Origin of the sequence: Micromonospora sp. NPDC050417 (assembly GCF_044458865.1) — a bacterium.
In the GTDB taxonomy this organism is placed as follows: domain Bacteria; phylum Actinomycetota; class Actinomycetes; order Mycobacteriales; family Micromonosporaceae; genus Micromonospora_G.
Genome location: NZ_JBITIH010000009.1, coordinates 37,070 through 56,190 on the forward strand (window position 1 = coordinate 37,070; position 19,121 = coordinate 56,190).

The 19,121-nt window shown below is 68.9% G+C and carries 21 protein-coding genes; 8 read left to right on the top strand and 13 right to left on the bottom strand.

The window, feature by feature from the left end; translation table 11 throughout:
- Nucleotides 1-6: 6 nt before the first annotated feature.
- Nucleotides 7-246, top strand: a complete 240-nt coding sequence (locus tag ACIBF5_RS13670; protein WP_396811353.1) for an exodeoxyribonuclease VII small subunit — start codon at nucleotides 7-9, stop codon at nucleotides 244-246.
- A gap of 156 nt (nucleotides 247-402) precedes the next feature.
- On the opposite strand, the gene ACIBF5_RS13675 is transcribed toward ACIBF5_RS13670, so the two are convergent.
- A complete protein-coding gene (locus ACIBF5_RS13675) occupies nucleotides 403-1,200 on the bottom strand; it encodes a hypothetical protein (protein ID WP_396811355.1) in 798 nt (265 codons plus the stop codon).
- Nucleotides 1,201-1,364: 164 nt separating this feature from the next.
- A complete protein-coding gene (locus ACIBF5_RS13680) occupies nucleotides 1,365-2,042 on the bottom strand; it encodes a DUF4245 domain-containing protein (protein WP_396811357.1) in 678 nt (225 codons plus the stop codon).
- 158 nt (nucleotides 2,043-2,200) lie between these two features.
- Here ACIBF5_RS13680 and glpX point away from each other — a divergent pair, with 158 nt between their 5' ends.
- A complete protein-coding gene (gene glpX, locus ACIBF5_RS13685; protein WP_396811358.1) occupies nucleotides 2,201-3,232 on the top strand; it encodes a class II fructose-bisphosphatase in 1,032 nt (343 codons plus the stop codon).
- Nucleotides 3,229-4,194, top strand: a complete 966-nt coding sequence (locus ACIBF5_RS13690; RefSeq protein ID WP_396811360.1) for a DMT family transporter — start codon at nucleotides 3,229-3,231, stop codon at nucleotides 4,192-4,194. The genes glpX and ACIBF5_RS13690 overlap by 4 nt, the downstream gene beginning before the upstream one ends.
- 97 nt (nucleotides 4,195-4,291) lie before the next feature.
- Here the strand turns inward: ACIBF5_RS13690 and ACIBF5_RS13695 are convergent, their stop codons facing one another.
- The 6 genes from ACIBF5_RS13695 to ACIBF5_RS13720 all read right to left on the bottom strand — a co-directional run bounded on the left by ACIBF5_RS13695 (nucleotide 4,292) and on the right by ACIBF5_RS13720 (nucleotide 9,783).
- On the bottom strand, nucleotides 4,292-5,260 hold the full coding sequence (locus ACIBF5_RS13695) for an NAD(P)/FAD-dependent oxidoreductase (protein WP_396811361.1): 969 nt from the start codon (nucleotides 5,258-5,260) through the stop codon (nucleotides 4,292-4,294).
- Between the two features lie 153 nt (nucleotides 5,261-5,413).
- The gene (locus ACIBF5_RS13700) at nucleotides 5,414-6,064 is read right to left on the bottom strand and encodes a rhomboid family intramembrane serine protease (protein WP_396811363.1); all 651 of its coding nucleotides are present in this window, start codon (nucleotides 6,062-6,064) and stop codon (nucleotides 5,414-5,416) included.
- A gap of 145 nt (nucleotides 6,065-6,209) precedes the next feature.
- Nucleotides 6,210-6,884, bottom strand: a complete 675-nt coding sequence (locus ACIBF5_RS13705; RefSeq protein WP_396811366.1) for a lytic transglycosylase domain-containing protein — start codon at nucleotides 6,882-6,884, stop codon at nucleotides 6,210-6,212.
- Nucleotides 6,885-7,175: 291 nt separating this feature from the next.
- A complete protein-coding gene (locus tag ACIBF5_RS13710; protein ID WP_396811368.1) occupies nucleotides 7,176-8,588 on the bottom strand; it encodes a PhoH family protein in 1,413 nt (470 codons plus the stop codon).
- Between the two features lie 480 nt (nucleotides 8,589-9,068).
- Entirely contained in the window at nucleotides 9,069-9,407 is a 339-nt protein-coding gene (locus ACIBF5_RS13715; protein ID WP_396811370.1) for a hypothetical protein, read from the bottom strand.
- A gap of 31 nt (nucleotides 9,408-9,438) precedes the next feature.
- Complete coding sequence (locus tag ACIBF5_RS13720; protein WP_121157141.1) at nucleotides 9,439-9,783, bottom strand: hypothetical protein; 345 nt, start codon at nucleotides 9,781-9,783, stop codon at nucleotides 9,439-9,441.
- Between the two features lie 264 nt (nucleotides 9,784-10,047).
- Here ACIBF5_RS13720 and ACIBF5_RS13725 point away from each other — a divergent pair, with 264 nt between their 5' ends.
- The 3 genes from ACIBF5_RS13725 (at nucleotide 10,048) to otsB (ending at nucleotide 11,893) form a co-directional block, all read left to right on the top strand.
- Entirely contained in the window at nucleotides 10,048-10,488 is a 441-nt protein-coding gene (locus ACIBF5_RS13725) for a helix-turn-helix domain-containing protein (RefSeq protein WP_396811372.1), read from the top strand.
- 161 nt (nucleotides 10,489-10,649) lie between these two features.
- Nucleotides 10,650-11,015, top strand: coding sequence for a hypothetical protein (locus tag ACIBF5_RS13730; RefSeq protein ID WP_396811374.1), 366 nt, complete (start codon nucleotides 10,650-10,652; stop codon nucleotides 11,013-11,015).
- Nucleotides 11,016-11,068: 53 nt separating this feature from the next.
- A complete protein-coding gene (gene otsB / locus ACIBF5_RS13735) occupies nucleotides 11,069-11,893 on the top strand; it encodes a trehalose-phosphatase (protein WP_396811375.1) in 825 nt (274 codons plus the stop codon).
- Between the two features lie 42 nt (nucleotides 11,894-11,935).
- Here the strand turns inward: otsB and ACIBF5_RS13740 are convergent, their stop codons facing one another.
- The 5 genes from ACIBF5_RS13740 to ACIBF5_RS13760 form a co-directional block, all read right to left on the bottom strand.
- Nucleotides 11,936-13,075 (bottom strand): peptidoglycan recognition family protein, encoded by a 1,140-nt coding sequence (locus ACIBF5_RS13740; RefSeq protein WP_396811378.1) that lies wholly within the window; start codon nucleotides 13,073-13,075, stop codon nucleotides 11,936-11,938.
- A 186-nt stretch (nucleotides 13,076-13,261) separates the two neighbouring features.
- A complete protein-coding gene (locus tag ACIBF5_RS13745; RefSeq protein ID WP_121157146.1) occupies nucleotides 13,262-14,032 on the bottom strand; it encodes an isoprenyl transferase in 771 nt (256 codons plus the stop codon).
- A 45-nt stretch (nucleotides 14,033-14,077) separates the two neighbouring features.
- Entirely contained in the window at nucleotides 14,078-15,208 is a 1,131-nt protein-coding gene (locus ACIBF5_RS13750; RefSeq protein WP_396811380.1) for an NAD(P)/FAD-dependent oxidoreductase, read from the bottom strand.
- On the bottom strand, nucleotides 15,205-15,333 hold the full coding sequence (locus tag ACIBF5_RS13755) for a hypothetical protein (protein ID WP_396811382.1): 129 nt from the start codon (nucleotides 15,331-15,333) through the stop codon (nucleotides 15,205-15,207). The genes ACIBF5_RS13750 and ACIBF5_RS13755 overlap by 4 nt, the downstream gene beginning before the upstream one ends.
- Before the next feature lie 131 nt (nucleotides 15,334-15,464).
- On the bottom strand, nucleotides 15,465-17,306 hold the full coding sequence (locus ACIBF5_RS13760) for a phosphoenolpyruvate carboxykinase (GTP) (RefSeq protein WP_396811385.1): 1,842 nt from the start codon (nucleotides 17,304-17,306) through the stop codon (nucleotides 15,465-15,467).
- A 517-nt stretch (nucleotides 17,307-17,823) separates the two neighbouring features.
- On the opposite strand from ACIBF5_RS13760, the gene ACIBF5_RS13765 reads away from it, so the two are divergent.
- Together ACIBF5_RS13765 and ACIBF5_RS13770 are read left to right on the top strand one after the other, a co-directional pair.
- On the top strand, nucleotides 17,824-18,363 hold the full coding sequence (locus ACIBF5_RS13765) for a GtrA family protein (protein ID WP_396811388.1): 540 nt from the start codon (nucleotides 17,824-17,826) through the stop codon (nucleotides 18,361-18,363).
- Between the two features lie 70 nt (nucleotides 18,364-18,433).
- On the top strand, nucleotides 18,434-19,114 hold the full coding sequence (locus ACIBF5_RS13770; RefSeq protein WP_396811389.1) for a GtrA family protein: 681 nt from the start codon (nucleotides 18,434-18,436) through the stop codon (nucleotides 19,112-19,114).
- The last annotated feature ends 7 nt before the right edge of the window (nucleotides 19,115-19,121 follow it).

Sequence of the window (19,121 nt, forward strand, 5' to 3'; positions counted from 1 at the left end):
GACACGATGACTGACGAGCAGAAGCGCACCACCGCACCGGACGAGCGGCTCAGCTACGAGCAGGCGCGGGCCGAGCTGGCCTCGGTGGTCGAGCGGTTGGAGACCGGCGGGACGTCGCTGGAGGAGTCTCTGGCGCTCTGGGAGCGTGGCGAACGGCTGGCCGAGATCTGCCAGCGCTGGTTGGACGGCGCCCGGGACCGGATCGACGCGGCCCGGCGGGCGCGGGAGGGCGGGACACCCGCCTGATCTTCCGGTGCCAGCGGCGCGCGGTCCCGGCCGGGAAGAACGCCCAGGGTACGACATGGGAGGTCGTCCGCGACGACGTGACGGGGACGGCGCCGGCCACCCCGTCACGTCGATCGGTCCGGAACCGATCAGCGTGTGCCTGAACGGTTCGTCGTCCTACTTCAGCAGTTCGTACAGTTCGGCCGGCGCCTCGACGACCTGGTTGGCCGGCGGCGCCTTCGGAGCCGGGGCGGCACCGTAGTCGGAGTAGGTGACCTGGAGCTCCTGGGCGGCGGTCGCACCGGCCGCAGGCACCTTGACGGTCAACTGGGTGAGCCGGCCCTGGGAGTCGACCTTCGCCTCGAACGGCAGCTTGGCCGCGGTGGGGCCGAGATCCTTCACGATCGAGCCGCCGACCAGGCTGGCATCGGTCGCCTTGGTCAGGTCGATGGTGCCGCTGAAGACATCGTCCGCGGTCTCGCGTACGTCAACGACGGCCTGGGTGAGCGCGGCGGCTCCGGCGGGGTCGACATCCTCGAAGTCGAAGTCCAGCAGCGCGAGGCCCTCGATCTTGCTCTTGTCGATGTGGTGGTACTTGCCGGTGGCGAGCAGTCCGAGTCCGGGAACCGCTTCCAGTCCGTCGCCTTCGAGCTTGGCCCAGCCGTCGGTCCCGATGTAGATCATGTCCATCGCCAGCGAGCCGCCAGCGGCACCGAAGGTCATCTTCATCCGGGCGCTCTGGCTCGGCAGGTGGACCACACCTTCGCCGCGGGTGCTGTCGCTGGAGATGGCGAAGCTGAAGTTGCCCTTGGCGATCTCCAGGGTGGAGGCGAGCAGGGCTGCCTTCGCGTCGGTGGAGGCGGTGGGGCCCTGCGACGCGGCGGGCTTGGCGCCCCCTGGCTCGCACGCGGCGATTCCGGGGACGAGCAAAGCTGCGCTGACGAGAACGGTGACGCTGGAGCGCCGAATTCTCACGTGGAATCCCCTTCAGGATGTCTCCGGCGTCAATGCGCCGCTGACCGAAGGCCGTAGCCTAACGCTTGGACATCCCTGACAGATAACCCTTAAGTATTACATAAAACTCGCGAAGATCTGCCATAAGTTGAGGTGAGGCGACCGGTCAGTCGAGGTACGAACGGCTAGCCGAGCGCCCCGGCGAGATCCCGCAGCTCGCTCTCCCGGGCCGAACCGACCACGATCACCGTCCGCCCCGGCTCCATCAGCACCAGGGCCCTCTCGCTCGCCCGCGCGGTGTAGCGCTGCCAGCTCCGCCCGTCGACCTCGGTCGCCCCCTGCGGTTGCCCCTTGGGGGTCAGCTCGGCCGGCAGCAGCCGCTCGGCCGGCAGGTTGCTCTGCACCACCTGCACGGCGCCGCCGTTCGGGCTCAGGTACCCCAGACGCAGGGTGACGGCCCCTTCCGGGCGCTGGAGATTGGCGGTCACGCTCTGCCAACCGTCCGCCAGACCGACCGGCTCGCTCACCGGAAAGGCGTTGATCGACCGAGCCTGGGCCACGGTCGGCGCCGGATCGATCTCGGTCGGCTGGTCACCGCCAAGGAATACCCGGTAGAAGCCGACCAGCAGTGCAATCGGGATCAGGAGCACCAGCAGGGAGATGGCCATGTCCTTCGGCGACCGCTCAGAGCGGGAGGCGGCGGCGACCACCTCCGCCGTCGCGGCAGCGCCGGAATCGGCCGGGTCACGGTCACCCGGAGTGAGGTCAGTTGCCCCGAGGGCGCCCGGCCCAGGGTGACTCTGGGTACGGTCGTTTCGGGTGCCGTTGTTCGAATCGCGGTCAACAGGCGCAGCGGAGTCCACGTACCCAGTTTGACAGCAGGTCCGGCTGCTGCGACCTGGACCACCCGTGACCGAACCTGATCTACGTTCGCAAGCGTGTCAGGATCTAATGACATGGCCGGTGGCAGGCTTGGCCTTCTGCCGGTTCACCCCGCACCGTCGCGAGGAGGAGCCCAGCCATGACCATCACCAGGACCCGCATCCCCCAGGATCTTGACCGCAACCTCGCTCTCGACCTGGTCCGGGTGACCGAGGCCGCGGCCATGGCCGCCGGCCGCTGGGTCGGCCGAGGCGACAAGGAGGGCGGGGACGGCGCGGCCGTCGACGCCATGCGCAAACTGATCAACTCGATTCCGATGCGCGGGGTCGTGGTGATCGGCGAGGGCGAGAAGGACAACGCGCCCATGCTCTTCAACGGCGAGGTCGTCGGCGACGGGACCGGCCCCGAGGTCGACGTGGCGGTCGACCCGGTGGACGGCACCACCCTGATGAGCAAGGGCATGCCGAACGCGCTCGCCGTACTCGCGGTCGCCGAACGCGGCGCGATGTTCGACCCCAGCGCGGTCTTCTACATGGAGAAGATCGCGGTCGGCCCGGCGTACGCGGACGCGATCGACATCAACGCCGGGGTGGCCGACAACCTGCGCCGGATCGCCGAGGTGAAGGACACCGACATCTCCGATGTCACCGTCTGCGTCCTCGACCGACCCCGCCACGAAGGGCTGATCAAGGACATTCGCCGGACCGGCGCCGGCATCCGGTTCATCTCCGACGGCGACATCGCCGGTGCGATCGCGGCGGCCCGGGGCGAGTCCGGGGTCGACGTGCTGATGGGCATCGGCGGCACCCCCGAGGGCATCATCGCCGCCTGCGCGCTGAAGTGCATGGGCGGCGCGATGCAGGCGAAGCTCTGGCCCCAGGACGCCGACGAACGGGCGAAGGCGCTGGCCGCCGGACACGACCTCGACCGGGTGCTGCACACCGACGACCTGGTCACCGGGGACAACTGCTTCTTCGTCGCCACCGGTGTCACCTCGGGCGACCTGCTGCGCGGGGTGAACTACCGCTCCGGCGGCGCGTACACACAGTCGATCGTCATGCGGTCCAAGAGCGGCACGATCCGCGTGATCGACTCCTACCACCGGCTGGAGAAGCTCAACCTCTACTCGGCCGTCGACTACGACGGTCGTCCCCTGGCCGAGCAGGAATGAGCCTGATCGACACGCGTACCACCGCGAAGATCACCCCGACCGCACGCCGAGCCGGAGCCGTCGGCCTCGCCGTCGTCTCCGGCAGCGCGGTCGCGGTGCAGTCCCGGATCAACGGCGAACTCGGCGTACGGCTGCACGACGGCATCGCCGCGGCGGTGATCTCGTTCAGCGTCGGGCTGGTCGCGCTCGTCGCGCTCGCCTTCGGCAGCCCCACCGGACGGCGCCACCTCGGGGTGTTCCGCTCCGCCCTGCGAGACGGATCGCTGCGCCCCTGGCAGTGTCTTGGCGGCGCCTGCGGCGCGTTCATGGTGGCCAACCAGGGACTGACCGTCGGCCGGCTCGGCGTGGCGATCTTCACTGTCGCCGTGGTCGCCGGCCAGTCGGCGAGCAGCCTGGTGGTCGACCGGGCCGGTATCGGTCCGGGCGGCCGGCAACGCGTCACCGCCACCCGGCTCGCCGGCGCGGCGCTCACCGTACCGGCGGTCTTCCTCGCCGTCGGCGACCGTCCGAACGACCCGGCCGGACTCGCCCTGGCCCTGCTGCCGCTCCTGGCTGGCCTGGGCCTGGCCTGGCAACAGGCGGTCAACGGACGGGTACGGGCAGCCTCCGGCAGCGTGGTGACCGCCACCCTGGTCAACTTCGCGGTCGGTACGGTGGCGCTGCTCGTCGCGTTCGCCGTGAGCGCGTCGGTACGCGGTTGGCCGACCGGCAGCCTCCCCACCGAGCCCTGGCTCTATCTCGGCGGCCCGATCGGCATCCTGTTCATCGCGATCGCCGCCGCTCTGGTCCGCTTCACCGGCGTACTCCTGCTCGGTCTGGCGACGATCGCCGGCCAGGTGGTCGGCGCCGTGGTGATCGACGTGGCCGCTCCCGGCGACGCCAGCGGGCCGGGACCGTTCACCCTGCTCGGCGCGGTCCTCACCCTGGCCGCCGTCCTTGTCGCCGCCCGCCAGAAGAGGTAAGGAAGGGCCCCTTCTTATCGTTTTCGGTAGAGGAAGGGCCCCTTCCTAACCAGGCGGCGGAGCACGGCGGCGGGACGGGGCGGGGCGGGCGGCGATGTCAGCCGGCGTCGGAGGAGTGTCCGGGGAAGAGGTGGGCGGCGGGGTCGATGACCACCGCAGCGTTGTTCACGGCGGTCGCCGCCTCGCCGAAGCCGGTCGCGATGAGGCGGACCTTGCCCTTGTACTCGGTGATGTCACCGGCGGCGAAGACCCGGGGCAGGTTGGTGGCCATCGTGCTGTCGACCAGGATGTGCCGCCTGTCGAGGTCCAGTCCCCATTCGGCGAGCGGTCCGAGGTCGGCGGTGAAGCCGAGTGCGGCGACGACGGTGTCGACCGGAACCGTCTCGGCACTCCCACCCTTGACCACGATCTCCGCGCCGGTGACCACACCATCACCGTGGATCTTGGTCACCTCGGCGTTGACGACGATGCGTACGGGCAGCTTGCGGACCCGCTCCACGGTCGCTGCGTGGGCCCGGAACTTCTCCCGTCGGTGCACCAGAGTGATCGAGGCCGCCAGTGGTGCCAGCGCCTGCGCCCAGTCGAAGGCCGAGTCCCCGCCGCCGATGATCAGCACATCCTGACCGGCCAGGTCGGCCAGGTGCGGTACGAAGAAGACGATGCCGTTGCCGACGAAACTGTCCGCCGCCGGGAGCGGGCGGGGGGTGAAACTGCCGAGGCCGCCCGTGATCAGCACCGAGCCGCAGGCCAGTTCGGTACCCCCGCTGAGGGTCAACACCGGCTTCCCGGACTGGTACGAGAGCTTCTCGGCCCGGACGCCGAGCAGATATTCGGGGTTGAACGTGGCGGCCTGGACCACCAGGTTCGCCACCAGGTCCCGGCCCTTGATCGACGGGAACCCGGCCACGTCGTAGATGACCTTCTCCGGATACATCGCGGTGACCTGGCCACCGGGCTCGGGAAGCGCATCGACGACGGCCACCGAGAGGCCCCGAAACCCGGCGTAGTAGGCGGCGAAGAGACCGGTCGGGCCGGCTCCGATTATGGCGACATCGACCTCACGCATGTGCCCACCGTCGCCTTCCGCCCACGGATCAACATCTGCTGATTCCGACCGTAGGCGGACGGACGATGGAGAGGCAAGACACGTCCCATGCCGGATTTGCCGGTCGACGCCGCCGGGCTGTGTCGGGACCGGGCTGTGTCGGGGACCGGGCCGTCAGGGCAGGGTGAGGGTCGAGGCGGAGGAGTACGCGTCGCGTTGCGGCCGGCGCCGGAACAGGATCGCCGCCACCAGCCCTCCGATCAGCCCGAACAGGTGCCCCTGCCAGGAGATCGGCTCGTCGGTGGGGAGCACTCCGAACAACTGCCCCCCGTAGAGCAGACCGACCAGCAGCACCACCGCGAAGTTCCACCAACTCCGCTCGACGATGCCGCGCATGAGCAGCAGGCCCAGGTAGCCGAAGATGATCCCGCTGGCTCCCACCACGACCGAGTTCGCCGAGCCGGTGAACCAGACCCCCAGCCCGCTCACGAACATGATCACCAGGGTGGAGTAGAGGAAGCGACGGGCCCCGGCCGCCAGCACGAACGTGCCGAGCAGGATCAACGGCACGCTGTTGCTGTAGAGGTGGTTGAAGCCGTGGTGGAGGAAGGGCGCGAAGAAGATCCCGTCCAGTCCGTCGATCCGGTGCGGGATGATCCCGGCCGTGCCGTCCAGCCCCGCGTCCAGCCAGTAGTCGAACCCCTCGATGGCGAAGAGCACCGGCACGACCGCGCACATGGCCACGAACGCGCGGCCGAGGGCGGAGTAGAAGGCGTCACTACCGAACCGGTACGGGTCGCCACCGCTACGGGAATCGAATGTCACCCTTCAAGTAGCTATCAGCTATCGCGGGTAACCGCCACCCGACTCGTCACACCGGTCGCCGCCACGCCGGCCCGCGCGCCGGACAAAAAGACCGAGGGGGTACGGACCCTCGTCCGCCCCCCTCGGTTCCGTTGCCGGTCGAGCCTCAGTAGTAGCCGTTGTTCTGGAAGTAGGTCCACGCCCCACAGGGCGACTTGTACCGCCCCTTGATGTAGCTCAGGCCCCACTTGATCTGGGTGGCGGCACTGTTCTGCCAGTCCGCGCCGTACGCGCTCATCTTGCTGCCGGGCTTGGCCTGCGGGATGCCGTACGCACCAGAGGGATTGCTCGCCTTGGGGTTCCAGCCGCTCTCCTTGGTCCAGAGCTTCTCCAGGCAGGGCATCTCGGCAATCGGGAAGCCGGCTTCGAGCATGAGCGCACAACCGACCGCGCGGTTGCCGCTGTACTCGTTGCAGGATGCCGGGATCGGACCGTCGTACGGCTTGGCCGGCGCGTTGGCCGCCCGCTGCTCGCGCTTCTTCCGATCCGCCGCCGCGTCGGCCTTGCGGGCCCGCTCAGCGGCAGCCTTGGCGGTCTCGGCGGCCTTACGGGTGGCTTCCTGCTCGGCGGCGACCTGTGCCGCCATCGCCTGCTTGTGCGCGGCGTTGCGCTCACGCAGCAATTGGAACTCGGCACGCTCGGCGTCGGCGACGATCTGGGCGTTGATTCCGCTCTGTTGGGTTTCCCGGTCTTCACCCAGGAAATAGCCACCGGCGACACCCACCAGCAGCATTGAGACCGCGAGCGTCCGGACGCCGTAGCGGCTCCACAGCCGACTCACGAAGTGTTCCCTTCGTCGGGGACAAGGACCGGCGCGAACCGGCCCCGTGCGGGGGCCGGGCTTTCCGCGCCGCGAGCACCCGGTCCGACTGGACCGCCGCTACGGACGACTCGTGATCGTCCGTACCATTTGCCCTTGGAAACCGATCTTCGACGATGTCCGTGGGGCAGGAGTTGCTCGAAGCACACCATCGCGCACAGTGAGTCGGCTGGGAAACCAACGACGACGATTGTGACTTGTGCCACTCAAAATATCGACACAAACCGGGTCGAATATCCCAGTTAGTCGCTACTACAGCGGGATGTCCTCCAGAAGATCGGTGACTACTTCCGCGATCGGCGACCGCTCCGAACGGGTCAGGGTCACGTGCGCGAAGAGCGGGTGACCCTTGAGAGCCTCGATCACCGCCGTGACGCCGTCATGCCGGCCGACCCGGAGGTTGTCACGCTGGGCGACGTCGTGGGTGAGCACCACCCGCGATCCCTGCCCCACCCGGGACAACACCGTGAGCAGCACCCCGCGCTCCAACGACTGCGCCTCGTCCACGATGACGAAGGCGTCGTGCAGGCTCCGGCCACGGATGTGGGTGAGCGGCAGCACCTCCAGCATTCCGCGCGCCAGCACCTCGTCCATGACGTTCTCGTGCACCACCGCGCCGAGGGTGTCGAAGACCGCCTGCGCCCACGGCGACATCTTCTCCGACTCGGACCCGGGCAGGTAACCCAACTCCTGGCCGCCGACCGCGTAGAGCGGTCGGAACACGATCACCTTCTTGTGCCGACGACGCTCCATCACCGCCTCCAGCCCCGCACAGAGCGCCAGAGCGGACTTTCCGGTGCCGGCCCGACCCCCCAACGAGACGATCCCGATCGACTCGTCCAACAGGAGATCCAGGGCGATCCGCTGCTCCGCCGAGCGGCCCCGCAGCCCGAATGCCTCCCGATCGCCACGAACCAGCCGTACGGACTTGTCCGGCCCGACCCGGCCGAGCGCCGAGCCCCGGGGCGAGTGCAGCACCAATCCGGTGTGGCACGGCATACCGGCCGCCTCGTCGAGATCCAGCGGCTCGCCCCCGTACAGCTGCTTGATCTGTTCCTCGCCCAACTCCAACTCGGCCATGCCGGTCCAGGTCGGGTCGCTGGCCTGGCCGTGCCGGTACTCGTCCGCGGTGAGGCCGACGGAGGCGGCCTTGACCCGCAGCGGCATGTCCTTGCTGACGAGGATGACCTCGCGCCCCTCGGCGGCCAGGTTGAGGGCGACGGAGAGGATCCGGGTGTCGTTGGACTCGTTGCGGAACCCGGGCGGGAGCACCGAGTGGTCGGCGTGGTTCAGCTCGACCCGCAGCGTGCCGCCGAGATCGTTGGTGAGCACCGGCTGGTCCAGCCGACCATGCTTGATCCGCAGTTCGTCGAGCATGCGCAGGGCCTGGCGGGCGAACCAGCCGAGCTCCGGATGGTGTCGCTTGCCTTCGAGTTCGGAGATCACCACCAGCGGGAGCACCACTTCGTGCTCGGCGAACCGGTGGAAAGCGGCTGGGTCGGAGAGCAATACCGACGTGTCCAGCACGTAGGCACGGCCGGCTGGTGCGGGCTCCGGACCGGCGGACGGGGCCGCACTGGCCCTCCGTCCACCTCTGGCACGCCCGGTCGCGGAAGTCGCGCCTGGGTCCTGGTCGGCCCTGGAGTTGGTACGGCGAGTCGTCACAGGCTGCTCCGGCGGGCGTGCACCCGGTCCGCCCGCGTTCCGCCTCGTCCGGTGCCCGGAACCACGGGGTCGGATGCGGGCCCCATGGATCAGTGCGCGAAAGCTCCAGGCCGTCCGGCTGGCGTGGGATGACCCCTCGCCATGTCTAGACGCTAGCTCCCGGATGCCCACGCGGCTAGGGCATACCGCATGCATCTCGCCACCCGGGGTCGGCCTTGCCCGGGCGCCCGTTACACCTGGCTACGACGCTCCGGGTGGGTCGGTGGGTCCGTGATCACCGAGCGCATCCGGCCCGCCGGGCCGGAGGTCTGGACCGACCCCCGGCCCGGCGGCACGGAGACCGGCCGGGATGCATGCCCCCTGCGCGCACCCCGGCCGGTGGGATCACCGTCACCGGTCTGACGTGATCCCGACGGTGCGTGTCCGCCGCGGACGACGCACCGTGATCGCGGGAGACCGCTCACCCCACCGCGTCACCGGCTAAACGTTCCGGCCGGCGTACGCGTCGGTGGAATGCCGTCCGCCGTTGGTCGCGGTCCCCGCGAAAGAAGCACCCGTGTAGGTCGTGCCCTGGTCCGTCACGGACGGGTCGGGGCCGGTGGTGGAGGGGCCGGTCGGCGGGCCCGCCAGCACCGAGGCGATGGCGGCCTGGGCTTCACGCCGACGACGGTTCCAGGCCCCCCGGTCACCGTCGAAGTAGCCCTGTCGGTAACCGAACCGGTAACCGATCCGGTAGCTGAGCTGTCCGTGCAGCCGGCCGGCGGCATAGCTGGACGAGCCCAGCAGGAGTACGAGGAAGACCGCGAAGAAGGGACTCATCGGACCGCTCCGACCTGTGTGCCTGGCCCGTTCATGAGTCCTCCGACTCGGTCGGGGTGGGATCCGTGATGAGCAGCCGATCCAGATCGTCGGTGCTCACCTCTTCGACCAGCTCGACGCTGATCCGGCAGCCGTCGAGCACGACCTCGGCGACGGAGGCCCGGCGGATCTCCCCGCCGGCGTCGTACACCCGCACACTCAACTCGGGACACCCGAGATGCGTACGCCACGAGTTCCATTCGGCCCGGTCACCGACATTGAGCGAGAGATAGCGGCACCCGCGCGCCAGATAGAGGCGCCATGGGGCGCTGAGTCCGGCCGCCACCCCGTCGGCGATCAGACCGAACGCCTGGGCACGGGTCGCAAGTTCGGTCACCGAATCCCTCCTGTCACGAGGAAGTGACCCACGTGAGCACAGATGGTCTCAAGCACGTGACACACGTTAGATCGTCCCACGTACGTGACAGTATCATCTTTTCGTCTGATTACCCCCAGACCTGCGTACCACTAGTCTGACCACGTGATACCCCTCAACACGAGCAGTAAGTCGTTTACCGGAATACCCGCCCAGTTGTCACGTGCACGGCACACAGAGGCACCGCCCCCGGCAGAATCGACTGACTGGCCGTACCGTCACCGCGTGCCGGACAGTGCCCACGGGCGCAAGATCGCCTTCGCCGCCTTCGTACGCAAGGCCCTCGACGACGCCCGCGCCAACCGCGCCTGGACCGGCACGGAGGTTTCCCGGCGGACCGGCGTCTCCCGCCAGACCATCAACCGGTGGGTACGCGGCGAGTGGGCCAGCGACCCCGAGGCGGAGCGGGTCGTCGCGTTCTGTGAGGGGCTCGGCCTCAATCCGACCACCGCCTTCGGGGTGCTCGGCTGGGACCGCGCCACCTCGACACGGCCCGCGCCACCCACTCCGCCGATGGATCCGGACGTCGAGGCGCTGCTCCGACGACTGGTGGATCCCAACGTCTCCGAGGCGGAGAAATTTCACATCAGGGAGACAATCAGATATCTGGCCTACCGGCCCACATTGCCAGTAGATGTCCGAAAAGGGGGCAAACGAGCAGGCTAGTTCCTCAAATGGCGCAAGAATCGCCGTGCTTCTCATGCGTACCGCACCAGCACCTGAATACGCGCGCTAACGTGCCTTTTCGTACTGCTTGGGCTCGTCGTCGGCGGGGGGACGGGACAAAGCCGAACCCAGCCCTGCGGGACAGAAGGAGGGGTCTAGCCATGACCCTGAAATGGATGGCAGTCATGGTCGCGGCCGTGTCAGTGACACTGTGCGTGACCGCCAATGTCGTGCTCGGCACGGTCAATGGTGCAGAGCTTCCGGTCGTGGTGAACATGATCGCCCTCACCGCCACCGGCGTCGCGACCGTACTTGCCGTGGTCGCGGAGTTGCACGAGCGTCTCAACGAGCGCGTCACCGCGCTCACCGAATTCCTCATCGCCCGCCTGAACGAACTCGACAGCCACACCGGCGACCGCAACACCGGATTCGTCGAGGGTTACCTGCTCAGCCACCCCGACCCGTCGGTCGTGCCGATCGGGCCCCGGATACACAGCCGCCGAGCCATGCTCGGGGGCGACGACTGAAGGTTCAGACAGACGCCATCTAGAACGGTAACGACCGGGGTACGCTGACGCCCGTGCGGCCGATCAACACGGGTAATCAGCGCCCGACCCGTCCACTGACAGCGGAACAAGCCTGGCAGGCCACCACTGACCGGGCCGGGCAGTGTGTGTTGTTCTTCGACTTCGACGGCACACTGGCACCGGTCCACGACGACCCGACCGCCGTACAGCCGGCGCCGAAGGTGCTCGCGGCCCTCGACGCGCTGGCCAGCGTGGTCCAGCGGGTCGCCATCGTGTCGGCCCGACCGGTCGAGTTCCTCCGCGACCACTTCGCCGGGCTGACCGACGTCGACCTCTACGGGCTCTACGGGCTGGAACACAGCCACGGCTCCGGCGAGACCGTCACCGAAGAGGCCGCGCTGCCCTGGGTGCCGACCATGGCCGAACTCGCCCAGCAGGCCCGCGACGAACTGCCGGCCGGCGCCCTGGTCGAGTACAAGCGCCTCTCCGTCGCCCTGCACTACCGCACCGCTCCCCAGCTTGCCCAGGCCGTCGAAACCTGGGGCCGGGAACAGGCCGAACGCCGCGGCCTCCGGGTACAGATCGGACGGATGGTCATCGAGATCAAGCCACCCGTCGACCGGGACAAGGGCATGGTGATCGGCGAAGCCGTCCAGGGCGCCGGCTGCGCCTGGTACTTCGGCGACGACGTCTCCGACATCAAGGCCTTCGCCGCCCTACGCGCGCGGGAAGAGACCCACCCCGAGTTCTTCGGCGTCTGCGTCGCCGTCGCCAACCCCGAGACCGGCGCCGAGGTCTCCACCGCCGCCGACCTCACCATCGACTCCCCCGAGGCCCTCGGCGACTTCCTCACCGAGGCCGTGCACCGATTCGGCTGACCCGCTGCACGGCGCTCGGCGAGTCGGGCCGCGCTCGTCCGCTCAGCGGTAGAGCGCGGCAACCTCCCTGCGCACTCGGCCGAGGTAGGGGTAGAACGCGTCACCGGGGCACTCGGTGGGGTCCGCGCCGATGCTGGCCCAGTCCCGGTGACCCGAGATCACGTTCACCTCACCGCTGACCCCGCTCAGCGGATTGACATAGGTGGTTCGGGCGGTCGGGTTCAGCCGCCCCAGAGCGCTCAACGCCGCCAGGACGAGCACCAGCGACCGGTGCGCCGCCGCGGTGGGCTGCCCGGCGGAGAACCGGCCCAGCAGGCAGACACCGACGTTGCCCGCGTTGAAACCGCCGACGTGCGCCGCGTTGACCATGAGCGGTCGACGATCGGCGCCGAGTGCCGACCCGTACACCGGGATGGCGTCGGACCCGGAGTACCGGCCCTCGTAGACCCGTCCCTGCTCATCGATCAAGAGGTGGTAACCGATGTCCCCCCACCCCTGCAGGACGGACTGGTCGTAGTAGACAGCGCGTACGGTGGCAGCCGGGTCGGGGTCACCATTGTGCTCGGTCACCCCGCTGTGGTGCACGGTGAGAGTCTGTACGGGGATGAACTGACCGGGCCACACCTCGCTGCCGTCGGCGGCGAAACGCAGTGACTCGTCGGCATCCCAGGTTCCCCGGGAGAGATAGAACGGCAGCATCTCCCCCGAGGCGAGCGGAAGGGCGTTGCGCACCGGGGCGGCGACCGTCCGGAGCGGGCCGTCCACGGTGTTCAGTTCCACCGTGGAGACGGTCGAACCATCCTTCGCCTGCACCTCGTAGCCGATGGCGCCAGCCGCCACCACCACGCTGGAACGGTAACCGGTGGTCGGGGAACCGTCCCGCCCACCGACACACCCGCCCAGTTCCCGCCACTGCCCCCAGCCGGCGGCGGTACGCAGTCGGACCGCGGCCGACTCGCCGGTGTACGCCACCGACAGATGGGTCAGTGGCAGCTTCGGCGCCGTCACGACCGTACGACTGGCCAACCGACCCCGGTTCGCGGCGAGTGTGGTCGGCACCGTACGCGGGGTTGCCGAGGCGGCGTTGGCCGAGGCGGCGCCCGCCCCCGCCGCCACGATCCCGGTCGCGATCGCCGCCGCTGTACTCGCGGAACCGCGCAGCACCGCACGTCGAGAAATCACTTCATGCCCTCCCGAAAAGGCCATTTGACCGGTTCGACGGACGAACCAGGCCGATGTGGCGTCCTGGAGTCCAGTCAACCCGAGACGGCCCAGGAGCACTAGGGAGTGCAGTTTCCTGCAACGCCGGGATGATTCGGGCAGTCGACCCCCCGCCGAGCGGGGCGAACCCCTGGCGGCCGGGACGGTCTAGACCCCGTAGCGGCGTTGGCGGCTGGCGTACGAGCGGAGTGCGCGGAGGAAGTCGACGTGGCGGAAGTCGGGCCAGTTGGCGTCGCAGAAGTAGAACTCGGAGTGGGCCGACTGCCAGAGCAGGAAACCGGAGAGGCGCTGCTCGCCGCTGGTGCGGATGACCAGGTCGGGGTCGGGTTGACCACGGGTGTAGAGGTGCTCGGAGATGTGTTCGACGTCGAGCACCTCGGCGAGTTCCTCGATGGTGCCGCCAGCGGCAGCGTGCTCGTAGAGGAGCGACCGTACGGCATCGGCGATCTCACGTCGGCCGCCGTACCCGACCGCGATGTTGACCTGGGCGCCCCCGGCGCGTTCCTGGGTACGTTCCTCGGCCGCCTTGAGCGCGGTGGCGGTCTGTGCCGGTAACAGATCGAGTGCGCCGACCATCCGCAGTCGCCAGGGGTTGCCCTCCTCGGCGAGTTCGATCACCAGGTCCTCGATGATCTGGAGCAGTGGGTCGAGTTCACTCGCGGGCCGGCGCAGATTGTCGGTGGCCAGGAGATAGAGGGTGACGTGTCCGATGTTGGCCTGGTCGCACCATTCAAGAACGTGTTTGATCTTGGCTGCACCGACGCGGTGACCGTCGTTCGGGTCGACATAGCCCATCTCGCGGGCCCATCTCCGGTTGCCGTCGCACATCACGCCGACATGGCGTGGCACGGGCTTACCGGCGAGCTTCGCCGCCAACCGCCGTTCGTACGCTGAGTACACCAGGTCCCGCAGAGTCATCCCCTGCAGACTAGCGACCTAAGTCGCAGGGCGAGCCGGGGGCGCCTATCCGTGGACGGCGAGTCCACGTCCGATCCGGCGTAACGTGCGCAGGTCCAGCAGCCCGTCACCGAGCCCCAACTCGACCATCACCCCGAAGACCCGCTGGTCCTGTCCGGCGGCGCGGACGGCGGCGTCGACGATCCGGCGGTGCCGGGCCAGTCGAGCCACCGCCGAACTGTGGCGTAGATGACGGCCGAGCCGGCGGCGCAGGGTGTCGGCGTACCGCTGCGCGGCGTGGTGCGGGGAGCGGGCCGCCGCGGCGCCGGCCAGGGCGCCGGAGAGCACGGCGTAGAAGATGCCCTCACCGGTGAACGGGTTGATCAGGGAGAGCGCGTCACCGGCGAGCAGGATCCGACCCTGACCGGGGGGCGGGCGGCGGGTGGAGAGCGGCAGGTGGTGGGCGCGCAGCTCGGCGACCGTGTCGACCGCCAGGTCGGGCAGGAGGGTGTACAGGCCGTCGAGGAGGCGGCTGCGGCTGACCGGCGCACCGCGCAGCACCTCGCCGTACCCGACGTTGGCCCGCCCGTCGCCGATCGGGAACGACCAGGCGTAGGCCGGCCATCCGGTGCCAGAGGTGACGATCCGTTGTTCGACCGGACCGGCGCCGGCCCGTGCGTAGCCCCGGATGGCGATCGCGAGGTGTCCGTCGGGGTTGTTCGGGTGGCCGAGCGCGCGGCGGACGGTCGACCCGGCGCCGTCGGCGCCCACCACCACCCGCGCCGCCACGGCGCCGTCGAGCACGACCCGGTCCTCGCGGGCGTCGATTCGGCGTACGGTCTGCCGCCGTAACCGCGCGCCGGCCGCCACCGCCGCCTCCACCAGTCGCGCGTCGAAGATCCGCCTAGGCACCGTGTACGCGGGCCGGGGCAGGGACCGGGCGACCTGTGCCCCACTCGGCGCGACCAGCCGGAGCGCCGGCACCGCCGCGAACCCCGCCGCCACGTCCGGCACGCCAAGCTCCGCGAGAACGTCGAGGGTGTGCGCGGCGATGCCGTCTCCGCACGCCTTGTCCCGGGGAAACTCGGCCCGGTCCAGCAGCAGCACGCTCGCACCGGCCCGCCGGGCGGCGAGCGCGGCGGCCGAGCCGGCTGGCCCGGCGCCGACCACGGCCACGTCGTAGCAGTCCATCCTCATCCCATCCGCTCGTCGGCGCCGGGGCGGCGGGAGGGGCGGCTGGCGCGGTGTGCCGCGACCCCGCCGGAGTACGACGCGCAGAGGCGGACGGCCGCCGGGCAGTGGTTCCCGGCGGCCGTCGTCATGCTGCTGATGATGCCCGCTCCGCGGCGGGACGGACAGCGTGGAGCGTGGAGGGCGGCGTGTCCTCCTGGCCCGCCCACCCTGGCGCGGCGGTCGGCGCCGCCCCAGGGACGCAGCGGTGGTTGCGGGTCGGTCAGCGGGGCTGCTCGGCGTCCAGCCGGGCCCGCAGCGCGTCGAGTTCGGCCCAGAGCACGCCCGGCAGCTTGTCACCGAACTTCTCGAACCACTCGTTGATCATCGGCAGTTCGTCGCGCCACTCGTCGACGTCGACCTTGAGCGCGACCCGGATGTCCTCCGGGGTGAGGTCGAGCCCCTCCACGTCGAGCGCGTCGACCGTGGGCACCATTCCGATCGGCGTCTCGACCGCCGCCGCGCTCCCCTCCAGCCGTTCGACGATCCACTTGATCACCCTGGAGTTCTCGCCGAAGCCCGGCCAGAGGAAGTTGCCGTCCTTGTCCTTACGGAACCAGTTGACGTAGTAGATCCTGGGCAGCTTGGCCTCGTCGCCGTCGACGCCCTTGCCCATCTCGATCCAGTGTCCGAAGTAGTCACCGGCGTGGTAGCCGATGAACGGCAGCATCGCCATCGGGTCCCGACGCACCACACCGACCTGGCCGGCCGCGGCAGCGGTGGTCTCCGACGAGAGCGTGGCTCCCATGTAGACGCCGTGCACCCAGTCGCGGGCCTCGGTGATCAACGGAATGGTGTCCTTACGACGGCCGCCGAAGAGGATGGCGTCGATCGGCACCCCGTTCGGGTCGTTGAACTCCTCCGCGAGGGTGGGGCACTGGGCCAGCGGGGTGCAGAACCGGGAGTTCGGGTGCGAACTCAGCGCGTCGCCCTCCGGCGTCCAGTCGTTGTCCTTCCAGTCGGTGAGGTGGGCCGGCGGGTCACCCATTCCCTCCCACCAGACGTCACCGTCGTCGGTGAGTCCGACGTTGGTGAAGATCGAGTTGCCCCGGTCCAGCGTCCGCATGGCGTTCGGGTTGGTCTTCCAGTCGGTGCCCGGCGCCACTCCGAAGAGGCCGAACTCCGGGTTCACCGCGTAGAGCCGGCCGTCCTCTCCGAAACGCATCCAGGCGATGTCGTCGCCGACGGTCTCGACCTTCCAGCCCGGGATGGTCGGCTCCAGCATGGCCAGGTTCGTCTTGCCACAGGCCGACGGGAACGCGCCCGCGATGTAGTGCACCTTCCCCTCGGGCGAGGTGACCTTCATGATCAGCATGTGCTCGGCGAGCCAGCCCTCGTCCCGGGCCATCACGCTGGCGATCCGCAACGAGTAGCACTTCTTGCCGAGCAGCGAGTTACCGCCGTAACCGGACCCGTACGACCAGATCTCCCGGGTCTCCGGGAAGTGGGAGATGTACTTGGTCTCGCTGCACGGCCAGAACGAATCCTGCTCGCCGGGGGCGAGCGGGGCGCCGAGCGAGTGCAGTGCCGGCACGAAGGATGCCTTGTTTCCCATCGCCTCCAGCACCGTCGCACCCATCCGCGTCATGATGCGCATGGACGCGACGACGTACGCACTGTCGGTGATTTCCACGCCGTACATGGGTTCTTCCGCCTCCAACGGGCCCATGCAGAACGGGATGACGTACATCGTGCGACCGCGCATCGAACCGCGGTAGAGCTCCTTCATCGTCCGCTTCATCTCGTCCGGCGCCATCCAGTTGTTGGTGGGCCCGGCGTCAGCCTCGTCGACCGAACAGATGTAGGTGCGGTCTTCCACCCGGGCCACATCGGAGGGATCCGTACGAGCCCAGAAAGAGTTGGGTTTGCTTTCCGGATTCAGCCGGACAAGCGTGCCCGCCTGCACCAGTTCGTCGGTGAGCCGTTGCCACTCCGCCTCGGAGCCGTCCACCCACACCACACGTTCGGGCTGGGTTAGCTCGGCGACTTCTTTGACCCAGGCGAGCAGCTTCGAGTGGGAGGTCGGAGCTTGATCGAGCCCCCGGATGGTTGCCGGAGCAGACATGACAGTTCTCCTTGTGGTCGACGCTGACCGATATGAGGGGTGGAGCAACGGCCGGCAGGCTGGAGATGCGCCGCCGGTGTGAAAGCCTGGGATTTCCACCAGCGTAAACCGAACGGCGGTTGGGGGCAGCGAGACCAGTTGTGAAGAACTGCACAAGATACGGGGGTTTTGCGGTAAGGCGAGCAATTTCCCGCTTCCGCGCGCAGTTTCACGCAAGTCTTTGCGTACGCACCACGGGAGGGGCGGTGAGGGTGTGCCGGGACGCGTCGTACCGCGACGTTTTGCGGAAGGCGCCACATCGGCGTACGGACGAATGGCGCCGTCCCGACCGACTCCCGGCCGCGGCGCGGAACCGGGACCCGCCAAGGGGATGGGAACGCACCCTCCGTCGTCGTAAGGTGACAGTGGACGCACTGCCGGACAGCAGCCCCGAGCGGTACGACGCGCGACGCGGCGCGCCGCGGCCGACTCGCGGTAGCGGCGCGTGCCTGGATGCCGCACCCGGTAGGCTCGACGTGTGTCTGCGACCGTTACCGGCGACCAGCCCTCTCCCTCGGGCACCCGGCAGGGCCTTTTCCGCACCATTCTCAACCGGTTCCGCCACCTGATCCGCGAGTTGGGCAAGTTCGGACTGGTCGGTGGGGTCGCCTTCGGCGTCGACTTCGCGGTGTTCAACGTCGCCCGGCAGGTCTGGGAGATGGAGACGCTGAGCGCGAAGACGGTCTCCACCGTCGTCGCGGCGACGATCGCGTTCGTCGGCAACCGGTTCTGGACCTGGCGGCACCGTGAGCGGACCGGTATGGCCCGCGAGTACCTGCTCTATTTCTTCTTCAACACCGTCGGCCTGGCCATCGCCCTGGCCTGTCTCTGGATCAGCCACTACGGCCTGGGTAGCGTCTGGCCGGGGGTGTTCAAGTCGTGGCTCGCCGACAACATCTCCGCGAATCTGATTGGCGCCGCTTTGGGTACTCTGTTCCGATTCTGGTCATATCGGCGATTCGTCTTTGTCGGCCCAGCCGCACAGGACGCACCGCCTGTGATCACGAAGAGTGACTAGACGGCGTGACCTGCGGCCCACCTCCCTACCGCCGGTGCCCCTCGGCGTTGCCCTGCCCTAAGGTGACCAAATGCGTCTTGTCCAGCAGCTCCCCGACCGTTGGCAGAAGTTCGCACGCGAGGCCGTGACGTTCGGCCTCATCGGTGGCGTGAACACCGTCATCAACTACGCGGTGTTCAACGCGCTCGCGCTGACGATTTTCCAAAACGGGCAGCTCAAGGCAACGGTCATCGCGACCATCGTCGGGACGATCAGCTCGTACCTGATGAACCGGTACTGGACCTACCGGGACCGGCCCAAGTCGGCCATGCGGCGCGAATACGTCCTGTTCTTCCTGTTCAACGCGACCGGGCTCGCCATCGAACTGGGTGTGCTCGCCGCCGCCAAGTACGGCCTGAACATCCACGGGCTGCTCGCCCTCAACGTGGCGAAGACCGTCGGAGTGGGACTCGCGACCATCTTCCGCTTCTGGTCGTACCGCACCTTCGTCTTCCAGCCCGCCCCGAACAAGCCCGGCACCCACGATCACGGCACCGACGGGATCGTGGAACTCGACCCGGTCGCCGAGCTCGCCGAGGCCGTGACGGAACTGGAGGAGGCCGGGCACCGTACGCCGCTGGGCACCTCGAACCCGGACGGCCCCCCGACTGTCGGATCGAACGGTTTCTCGACGGTCGAAGAGGATCTGAGCGCCGAATTCGCCGCCGACCTGGAGCTACGCGCCGCCGCCCACCGTCCCGCCGCCCACTGACCCACCG